Source organism: Curtobacterium sp. MCBA15_009 (assembly GCF_001864895.1).
In the GTDB taxonomy this organism is placed as follows: Bacteria; Actinomycetota; Actinomycetes; order Actinomycetales; family Microbacteriaceae; genus Curtobacterium.
This window is the reverse complement of the sequence record NZ_MJGO01000032.1, coordinates 1-262: the sequence shown is the minus strand read 5'-3', so window position 1 is coordinate 262 and position 262 is coordinate 1. Positions and strand designations below refer to the sequence as shown.

The following is a 262-nucleotide window of genomic DNA, read 5'->3' as shown; positions in this document are numbered from 1 at the left end:
ATGCGGCACCGCGAGGATCATGGGTTTTGTAGACGCGATGGCCAAACCCCATTATGCGCTCACCGCGTTCCACCTTATTTCTGATTACAGCTTCGGCATTCTCAACAGAGCCAATCTCGTCAAGCAAAGTGTCTACCTTAGAGGGCGCCCCTCCATGGAGTGGCCCAAGCAATGCGCTTATGGCAGCAACAATTGATGATGTCAGGTCAGCCTCGGTTGAAGTAACCACGCGTGCGGTAAAGGTTGATGCATTGATCGAGTG

1 protein-coding gene is annotated in these 262 nt (G+C 52.7%); it reads right to left on the bottom strand.

What is annotated here, in order from left to right; all coding sequences use genetic code 11:
- The coding region (locus BIU97_RS18530; protein WP_368073088.1) for a citrate/2-methylcitrate synthase at positions 1-229 on the bottom strand (229 nt) is incomplete at its 3' end.
- Positions 230-262 lie beyond the last annotated feature (33 nt).